The sequence below is a fragment of the Methylocystis borbori genome, from assembly GCF_036576025.1.
In the GTDB taxonomy this organism is placed as follows: Bacteria; Pseudomonadota; Alphaproteobacteria; order Rhizobiales; family Beijerinckiaceae; genus Methylocystis; species Methylocystis borbori.
The window spans coordinates 37,827-45,682 of the sequence record NZ_JAZHYN010000027.1; the positions used below are offsets into that span (position 1 = coordinate 37,827).

The window sequence follows — 7,856 nt, forward strand, 5'->3', positions numbered from 1 at the left end:
TTGCTCTCCGCAGCATGAAAGGTTCGACAGGAATCGGCTCTTCTCCGCGCGTCGTCGACTTAAAAATCGCGACCTTCTTGCGGATGAACGCTTCCGTCGGCCTTGCGTATCTCCGCTCGCCGCATTCGCCTTGCGCGGGCGATGGAGGAGCGATGCGCGTCGACCAGCCCTGGCGCGCCAGCTCGTCGAGAGTCGGCCTGAACTTGCCACTCATCGATCGACCTCCCCGAAGACGATGTCGAGCGAACCCAGGATCGCCGAAACGTCGGCGAGCATGTGGTTCTTGCAGAGAAAATCCATGGCGGCGAGATGGGCGAAGCCCGGCGCGCGAAGCTTGCAGCGATAGGGCTTGTCGCCGCCGTCGGAGACGAGATAGACGCCGAATTCGCCCTTGGGCGCTTCGACGGCCGCGTATACCTCGCCCGCTGGCACATGAAAGCCCTCGGTGAAGAGCTTGAAATGATGGATGAGCGCCTCCATCGAGCGCTTCATCTCGGGGCGCGAAGGCGGCGTGATCTTGTGGTTGGGCGTCAACACCGGCCCGCGTCCGTCGGCCTTGAGCAGCTTCTCGACGCATTGCTTCATGATCGAGGTCGACTGGCGCATTTCCTCCATGCGGATCACGGCGCGGTCGTAGCAGTCGCCATGCTTGCCGACGGGAATGTCGAACGCCATTTCCTCATAGCACTCGTAAGGCTGCGCCTTGCGCAAATCCCAGGCGGCGCCGGAGCCGCGCACCATCACGCCGGAAAAGCCCCACTTCCATGCGTCTTCGAGCGAAATGACGCCGATGTCGACATTGCGCTGCTTGAAGATGCGATTGCCGATGAAGAGTTCGTCGAGGTCCTCGACGACTTTCAGGAAGGGATCGCAGAAAGCGCCAATGTCTTCGACGAGTTGATCCGGAAGATCGCGGGCGACGCCGCCGGGACGGAAATAATTGGCGTGCATGCGCGCGCCCGAGGCGCGCTCATAAAACACCATCAGTTTTTCGCGCTCTTCATAGCCCCAGAGCGGCGGCGTGAGCGCGCCGACGTCCATCGCCTGAGAGGTGACGTTGAGGAGATGCGACAGCAGGCGGCCGATTTCGGCGTAGAGCACGCGAATGAGCTGAGCGCGGCGCGGAACCTCGACGCCAAGCAGCCGTTCGATGGCCAGGCAGAAGGCGTGCTCCTGATTCATCGGCGCGCAATAGTCGAGACGGTCGAGATAGGGCACGTTCTGTAGATAGGTGCGCGCCTCCATCAGCTTCTCGGTGCCGCGATGCAGGAAGCCGACATGCGGATCGACGCGCTCGACGACTTCGCCGTCCAACTCAAGAATGAGGCGCAGGACGCCATGGGCCGCCGGATGCTGCGGTCCGAAGTTGATGTTGAAGTTACGGAGCCCTTGCGAGGCGGGCTTCGTCGGGGCGGTTGTCTGATCGGTCATTACGACTGCCCCCTCGCCTTCTCATCGCCCGGCAGGTCGTATTGCACGCCTTCCCAGGGCGAGAGGAAATCGAAGTTGCGATATTCCTGCGTGAGGCGCACCGGCTCATAGACGACGCGCTTCTGCTCGTCGTCATAGCGCACCTCGACGAAGCCGGTCATCGGGAAGTCCTTGCGCAGCGGATGGCCATCGAAGCCGTAATCGGTCATGATGCGGCGAAGATCCGGATGGCCGGAGAAAATCACGCCGAAGAGATCATAGGTCTCGCGCTCAAACCAATCGGCGCCGGGATAGAGCGCGGTGAGGGATGCGACCGGCGTCTCTTCGGAAGCCGGCGTCTTGATGCGGATGCGGCGGTTGTGTTTGGGCGACTGGAGATGCGCCACCACTTCGAAACGCTCGGCGCGCTCGGGGTAATCGGCCGCCGTCACGTCGATGAAATTGACGAAGAGGCAATCTGCGTCGTCGCGCAAATGGGTGGCGACATCGAGCCAGCGCTCGCGCGCCACGGTGAGCGTGAGTTCGCCGAAGGCGACCTTCGCTTCCATCACGGCCCCGGGGAGCGCGCCGCTGACGCGCGCGCCGAGAGCTTCGAGTTCAGCCGACATCCTAGATTCCTTGGCGTACCGCAATTCCCTCGTCCTTCGAGACGGCGGCTTCGCCGCCTCCTCAGGATGAGGGAATTGCTGACCAGATCCCGCCCTCATCCTGAGGAGCCCGCGTCAGCGGGCGTCTCGAAGGAGGAGGACGGACAACCCCCTAAATTCACTACCGCTCGATCGTGCCCGTGCGCCGGATTTTCTTTTGCAGGAGCAACATGCCGTAGACGAGCGCCTCGGCCGAAGGCGGACAGCCCGGCACATAGACGTCGACCGGAATGATGCGGTCGCAGCCGCGCACCACCGAATAGGAATAATGGTAGTAGCCGCCGCCATTGGCGCAGGAGCCCATGGAGATGACGTAGCGCGGCTCGGGCATCTGGTCGTAGACCTTGCGCAGCGCCGGCGCCATTTTGTTCGTCAGCGTGCCGGCGATGATGATGCAGTCCGACTGCCGCGGGCTCGCGCGCGGCGCGAAGCCGAAACGCTCCAAATCATAGCGCGGCATCGCCGCCTGGATCATCTCGACCGCGCAGCAGGCGAGGCCGAAGGTCATCCACATCAGCGAGCCGGTGCGCGCCCAATTGATGACGTCGTCGGTCGCAGTGACGAAGAAGCCCTTGTCCGCGAGCTCGTCGTTAAGATGCAGGAAGAACGGATCGTCCGAACCGACAGGCTTGCCGGTGCGCGGATCGATGAGGCCCTTGGGCTGCGGCGCGACGAGCGTTCCGCCTTCCTTCTCGATCAATCCCATTCCAACGCCCCCTTCCGCCACTCATAGATAAAGCCGACGGTGAGCACGCCCAGGAAAACCATCATCGACCAGAAGCCGAAAGCGCCGGCTTCCTTGAACGCGACCGCCCAGGGAAAGAGAAACGCCACTTCGAGATCGAAGACGATGAAGAGAAGGGACACGAGATAGAAGCGCACGTCGAATTTCATGCGCGAATCATTGAAAGGGTTGAAGCCGCACTCGTAAGCCGAAAGCTTTTCGGGGTCGGGCGCTTTGAAGGCGAGCAAGAAGGGCGCGACCAGAAGCGCGCCGGAAATCACCGCCGAAAGGACGATGAAGATCGCGAGCGGCAGATATTGTTCGAGCAGCATCGGCATGGCTTTGTCCGACTTGTCGGCGAGGCGAGGGCGGCTTTCGAGAGAGCCGCTTCCTCGGGAATTTCCTTAGAATGACTCCAGGCCGGGCGTTCCGTAACAAAGGCCATTGTGCAAAGCAAGAGAGGAAGCGCGGGCCAAGCGAAATCGCCGCGGTCTTGAGCCAAAGCGCCCAAAAATCAGGCGGCTTATTTCTAAGTTGTCATATGGCGCGAGAGGGCGGCCGCGGCCAGCCATTCGCGCTTGCGCGCCGCCTGTCGCGCCAACGCCTCGGCGTCGGCGCCCCACGCCCGCATCTGCCAGTCTTCGTCGACATTCGCGGCGCCCCAGGCGGCGTCCGCGTCTATTTCACGCAGCGCGGTCGCGAGCGCAATGACCGCCGATCCTGAGAGCGTGGTCATGACATTCAGCGCCGCGAGCCGGAGCGACGCGCCGGCGTCGTCGCCGACATGGGCGCGGACAGCGCGGGCGAGCGCATCGAGCGCGGCGTGCGGCTGCTCCACAAAGACGACGCCCTCCGCGAGCGCGAGCTTCGCGCCGAGCCTGTCGCGGGCGAAGACGACATAGGGGTCCCAGGCGGCGGATTGCGCGGCGACGAGGCTTTCGGGCTCGCCCGCCCGATAGCAGATGAGATCGGACGCGCCATATTTGACGACCTCGGCCTCGACCTCGCGCATATGCTCGGCGACGCCGTCGAGCGCCGTATTCATGAGCTTGGTCAGGAACATGGCGGCGGGGTCGATCGTCTCGCCCTGCCCGGCCCATTCCGCCGCGAGGGCCTCCGCCAGAGCTTGCGAGGGCGCGCGTAAGGCGCGCTTCGCCGGCGTATTGACCGGCCTGCCATCGAGCAAAATGGCGTAGCCGCCCTCGACCGGCGCGGCGACGGCCTCCTTATAGAAGCGCTTCGGGAGCGGGCGCGCTGGATCGCGCGCGGCCTTTACCGGATCGCGTTCGCTGGCGGGGACGAAAAAATCGGCGTCGAAGCCGGCTTTCTCTTTTGACATTTATCAATTCCTATATGCGCGTTTGAAGCGAGACGCTTCCACTTCGTCATGGCCGGGCTTGTCCCGGCCATCCACGAGAGGAAAAGACGCCGCGCTCGCGCTTCCAATATTGCGCGTTCTCTCGGCGTGGATGCCCGCGACAAGCGCGGGCATGACGCGCGAAGCGTTCATTCAGGAATCAGGCGCGTCCTCGATGGGGTCGTAGCGTTTCACGTCGAAGCCGAACATCTCCCAGCTTTTCTTCATATGATCGGGCAGCGGCGCGGTGACGTCGAGCGTCCCGCCTCCCGGATGCGGCAAAACGAGGCGGCGAGCGAGAAGATGCAGTTTCCTGTCCAGCCCGTCGGGCATGGCGCGCAGCGGATCGCGGCGGCGAATCTCGTCCTCGGGACGATGGCCATATTTGGGATCGCCGAAGATCGGATGGCCGATCGCCTCCGCATGAGCGCGCAACTGATGGGTGCGGCCGGTGAGCGGCTTCATCGACAGCCAGGCGCAGCGCGGCGCGACCTTGTCGACGATCGCGTAATAAGTGAGCGAATGCTGGGCGTCGGCCTCGCCATGTTTGGCGACGCGCATTCTTTCCTGGGCGTCGCGCGGCGAAGCCTTTCTTCCGTCTTGCTCCGGCTGACGCCGACCGCTCGACGGCGGGCGCTCCATGCCGGCGCCCTTGGCGAGATAGAGCGAGATGCGGCCCTGCGCAGGCTTCGGCACGCCCTCCACCAGCGCCCAATAGATTTTCCTCGCCTGCCGCGAACGGAAGATTTCGCCCAACTCCGCCGCCATGCGCCGGTTCTTGGCGATAAGCAGCACGCCTGACGTGTCGCGGTCGAGGCGATGCACCAGCACGGGCCGCGAATCGCCCTTGGCGAGCGATTCCAGCATCCCGTCTATATGGCGCGTCTGGCCGGAGCCGCCCTGCGTCGCGAGCCCGTAAGGCTTGTTGAGCACGAGCAAATCCTTGTCCTCGAAGAGCGTCATGTCCTTGAGCGCCCGGGCGTCCTCGGGGTCCGCGCGCCGGATCGCCGGGCTCGCGGGCGCCTCGATTTTGAGCGGTGGCACGCGGACCTTCTGGCCCTCTTCGAGCCGCGTCGAGGTTTCGACCCGCTTGCCGTCGACCCGCACCTCGCCCTTGCGGCAGATTTTGGCGAGATGCGACAGGGCGAGCGTCGGATAGCGGCGCTTGAACCAGCGGTCGACGCGCATCCCCGCCTCGTCTTCGGAGACGGTCGCGGTCGTGACGCCTGTGGCGGCGGGCGCGTTTGAAGCTATGGCTGACATGCGCGCCTTATCGGCCAAAGGCGGCGGCATGTCGATTGCTGTTCGATCGTTTCGCCAGAGGAGGGCGGGTGTTACACAAAGCCGCATCGCCTTGCGACGCGGCCAAGCGCTAAGTTTAAAAAAGGCGTATGTTCGCAATTCATTTAAGGCGCGTCGGCGGCGGAGCGCTTCACAGTGACCAAAATTACGACGAGTTCGATTGCCGGCGCGCGGACGGAAGACCGCCCGCCGCTCAGGCCCCGATGGCTGCACCCCGCTTCGACCGCTACAGTCGTCGGGATTTTCCTCGCTTTCTTCGCTTCGGGGATTTATTGGCCGCAAACGGCGGTCGTCGACCTCGGCGGCATCAGCGCAGACCTCATTCCAGAAGGCGTGTCTTTAGAGGCGGGCGACCCCGCGCCTGAAGGAGATTCCCTGGAAGACCCGCTGCCGTCCGAAACCGCTTCGCTCGCCGACGAGGAGATGGACGAGCTGATCGCCGAGGAGCCGCCGCCCCCGCTGATCATGGAGCCCGACGCGATTGAGGCGCCGGAGAAAAAAGAGAAGGCGGGGAAAAAACAAAAGGTCGAGAACCCAAAGAACGAGAAGGCCAAGCAAGCCGAACAAAAAGCCCGTGAGCGACGCGAGGCTGCGACCGACGGCCGCCGCGCGGACCAGACCGGCCGGCGCTATGGGCTTCCCGGCGGAACGGGCCAAGGCGTGGGCAGAGCGCGGATCGCCGGGCGCTATGGATTGCCCGGAGGGGGCGGCGATGGCTCGGGCGCTGCGCAGGCGACCTGTTTGGCCCACATCGCGGCGTCAATCCGCGGACATACGCCCGCTACCACGAGTCTCGGACCGGGATCGGTCGTCGTCACATTCTATGTGAACGCCGGCGGCGGCATCTCAGGCATTTCGGTTTCAGGCGGAAGCGCCGCGCATGCGGCGATGGCGCGGCGCATCGTCGCCTCTTCGCGGGGGCCCGCAAGTTGCGCGCCGGCATACGCTCGACAGGGCATCTTGTTCCAATAGGGTTTGACGTCGCGAGGCCAGGGGAGGACGCTGAAATGGATATTGCTCCAATGTCGCCGTTCGGCATGTTTCTTTATGCCGGACCTGTGAGTAAGGCGGTGATGGCGCTCCTTCTCGCCGCGGCGGTCTGGACCTGGGTGCTCATCATCGACGGCCTGTTCGTGCTGGCGCGGCTGTCGAAGGCGCTGGATCGCGCCCGGGCGGGCGGGGATATCGGCGTGCTCTGGCCGATCGCCGCAGCCGCGCGGGAAGCGTCGGACGCCGACTTGCCGGATGAAGCCCCTCATCTAAAGCGCGAGCGCGTCCTGCAGCAGATGAACCGGGCCGCGCGCGAATTCATGCTCGACGCCGAAGAGGGACTTCCCGTTCTCGCCGTCGTCGCCTCCGCCGGCCCCTTTGTCGGCCTGTTCGGCACCGTCTGGGGCATTATGTCGAGCTTCTCCGGAATCGCTCAGACGCAGGACACGAGTCTTGCGGTCGTCGCCCCCGGCATCGCCGACGCTTTGGCCGCGACCGCCTATGGGCTCGCCGCCGCGATCCCGGCGGCGATCGGCTATAACCGCATGGCCATGGCCTTCGGCGACCTGAGAGAGAAACTTGGCCGCTTTATCCTGTCTTATGCGAGGTCGATCGCCTGACGCAGAGCCTCGTCCTTCGACGCATCGTCCGGACGAGGATACCTCGCGCCAGATCGCCCGCTGACGACGAGGCGCCATCTTGGCCGGGGAGGCCTCCTCGTTTAGAGTTTGCCCGCTATTGATTTGAGCGAGGCTGTAAATGAGCGAGCGTTCCAGCGAGCAGGCGATAGTCGAGAGAGCCGCGCTCGACGCGCGAATCGCCTTCGTCGCCGCGAGCTTTCTCCTCGCCTACGCCTTCGCGGCGCTGCTTGACCGGGTCGGCGCGCCAGAGCGTTTCGTCGGCGCGGCGCCGGCCTATTTCACCATCCTTGGCCTCGCGACGCTGGGCTTCCTGCTGCATTCGATGCAGGTCTCGGTCTATTACGCCGCCGGCCGCGCCCTGCCCGCGGCCTACGCCGGCTTCGCCAACGCCGCAATCGTCATCGCCCTGCTGCTGCCCTTCACGGCGCGGCTCGCGGGCTGGAGCTTCGGCTTTGGCGCGGTCAGCGGCGTTTTCATCGGGCTGGCGGTCGCGGTCCTTTATCTTGGGCCGCTGCTGCGCAAAACCGGCGTCTTTTCGATCTCCGAGCTTCTGTCGGCGCGTTTCTCCCATGGCGCGCCGCGGCTCGGCCTCATCGGCGCCGTGGCGGTCGCTTCGGCGCTGCTCGCCGTCGCGGGCGGGCTGATCGCGGTCGAGGCGCTGGTCGATCTCACCGGCGCCAATCGCATCTTCGCCGCCCTGCTCGTCGGCGCCGCTGGCCTCGTCATCGCCGGGCCCGGCGGTCTTTCCGGCGTCACATGGGCGG

At 64.8% G+C, this 7,856-nt stretch carries 8 protein-coding genes and 1 pseudogene; 3 read left to right on the forward strand and 6 right to left on the reverse strand.

The window, feature by feature from the left end; genetic code table 11:
- Nucleotides 1-210: 210 nt before the first annotated feature.
- The 6 genes from V3H18_RS10355 to V3H18_RS10380 form a co-directional block, all read right to left on the reverse strand.
- A complete protein-coding gene (locus V3H18_RS10355; RefSeq protein WP_332081956.1) occupies nucleotides 211-1,431 on the reverse strand; it encodes an NADH-quinone oxidoreductase subunit D in 1,221 nt (406 codons plus the stop codon).
- A complete protein-coding gene (locus V3H18_RS10360) occupies nucleotides 1,431-2,039 on the reverse strand; it encodes an NADH-quinone oxidoreductase subunit C (RefSeq protein ID WP_332081957.1) in 609 nt (202 codons plus the stop codon). Before V3H18_RS10360 ends, V3H18_RS10355 begins: the two co-directional genes overlap by 1 nt.
- Before the next feature lie 160 nt (nucleotides 2,040-2,199).
- The gene (locus tag V3H18_RS10365) at nucleotides 2,200-2,784 is read right to left on the reverse strand and encodes a NuoB/complex I 20 kDa subunit family protein (protein ID WP_332081958.1); all 585 of its coding nucleotides are present in this window, start codon (nucleotides 2,782-2,784) and stop codon (nucleotides 2,200-2,202) included.
- On the reverse strand, nucleotides 2,775-3,140 hold the full coding sequence (locus V3H18_RS10370) for an NADH-quinone oxidoreductase subunit A (RefSeq protein WP_332081959.1): 366 nt from the start codon (nucleotides 3,138-3,140) through the stop codon (nucleotides 2,775-2,777). Before V3H18_RS10370 ends, V3H18_RS10365 begins: the two co-directional genes overlap by 10 nt.
- 191 nt (nucleotides 3,141-3,331) lie before the next feature.
- Nucleotides 3,332-4,141, reverse strand: coding sequence for an ATP12 family chaperone protein (locus V3H18_RS10375; protein WP_332081960.1), 810 nt, complete (start codon nucleotides 4,139-4,141; stop codon nucleotides 3,332-3,334).
- 171 nt (nucleotides 4,142-4,312) lie between these two features.
- The gene (locus V3H18_RS10380; RefSeq protein WP_332081961.1) at nucleotides 4,313-5,422 is read right to left on the reverse strand and encodes an RluA family pseudouridine synthase; all 1,110 of its coding nucleotides are present in this window, start codon (nucleotides 5,420-5,422) and stop codon (nucleotides 4,313-4,315) included.
- 174 nt (nucleotides 5,423-5,596) lie between these two features.
- Here V3H18_RS10380 and V3H18_RS10385 point away from each other — a divergent pair, with 174 nt between their 5' ends.
- From V3H18_RS10385 to V3H18_RS10395, 3 genes and pseudogenes are all read left to right on the forward strand, one after another.
- The gene (locus tag V3H18_RS10385; protein WP_332081962.1) at nucleotides 5,597-6,433 is read left to right on the forward strand and encodes a hypothetical protein; all 837 of its coding nucleotides are present in this window, start codon (nucleotides 5,597-5,599) and stop codon (nucleotides 6,431-6,433) included.
- A 35-nt stretch (nucleotides 6,434-6,468) separates the two neighbouring features.
- Complete coding sequence (locus V3H18_RS10390; protein WP_332081963.1) at nucleotides 6,469-7,071, forward strand: MotA/TolQ/ExbB proton channel family protein; 603 nt, start codon at nucleotides 6,469-6,471, stop codon at nucleotides 7,069-7,071.
- 139 nt (nucleotides 7,072-7,210) lie between these two features.
- Nucleotides 7,211-7,856, forward strand: a pseudogene (locus V3H18_RS10395) (sodium:solute symporter); the annotation flags it as partial.

Coding starts and splice junctions, on each gene's coding strand:
- V3H18_RS10355 (WP_332081956.1), bottom strand. CDS start 1,431: ATGACCGATCAGACAACCGCCCCGACGAAGCCCGCCTCGCAAGGGCTC.
- V3H18_RS10360 (WP_332081957.1), bottom strand. CDS start 2,039: ATGTCGGCTGAACTCGAAGCTCTCGGCGCGCGCGTCAGCGGCGCGCTC.
- V3H18_RS10365 (WP_332081958.1), bottom strand. CDS start 2,784: ATGGGATTGATCGAGAAGGAAGGCGGAACGCTCGTCGCGCCGCAGCCC.
- V3H18_RS10370 (WP_332081959.1), bottom strand. CDS start 3,140: ATGCCGATGCTGCTCGAACAATATCTGCCGCTCGCGATCTTCATCGTC.
- V3H18_RS10375 (WP_332081960.1), bottom strand. CDS start 4,141: ATGTCAAAAGAGAAAGCCGGCTTCGACGCCGATTTTTTCGTCCCCGCC.
- V3H18_RS10380 (WP_332081961.1), bottom strand. CDS start 5,422: ATGTCAGCCATAGCTTCAAACGCGCCCGCCGCCACAGGCGTCACGACC.
- V3H18_RS10390 (WP_332081963.1), top strand. CDS start 6,469: ATGGATATTGCTCCAATGTCGCCGTTCGGCATGTTTCTTTATGCCGGA.